The organism is Tamlana crocina, assembly GCF_012037625.1.
Window position 1 is genome coordinate 1 of sequence record NZ_JAAVJS010000336.1, and the last position, 409, is coordinate 409.

Genomic DNA, 409 nt, shown 5'->3' on the forward strand with positions numbered 1-409 from the left:
CGTTTAATGGCCTTTCTTTTTATCGGTTTTGCTATCGCTCTTGGGCTGGGAACCTTTATTGAAAGCTGGTACAGTACTGCTACCGCAAAAGTCTGGATCTACAACGCTCTTTGGTTTGAAGTGATCATGGCGCTGTTTGTGGTGAATTTCACGGGAAATATTTTCAGGTTCAAATTGCATAAAAAGGAAAAGTGGTCTTCCTTACTACTTCACCTTTCCTTCATCCTGATCCTCGTGGGTGCATTTGTGACACGATATATAAGTTATGAAGGAATGATGCCGATTAGAGAAGGCGCTACAGAAAATACATTCCTTTCAGAAAAGACATTTTTGACCACCTTTATCGATGGGGAGATCGACGGGCAACCCCGAAGAAGGGTCGTGGAAGAAGCGGTGCTCCTGGCTCCTG

The 409-nt window shown here is 44.3% G+C and carries 1 pseudogene; it reads left to right on the top strand.

The window, feature by feature from the left end:
- Window positions 1–409: pseudogene (locus HC176_RS16990) on the top strand (cytochrome C biogenesis protein); the annotation flags it as partial.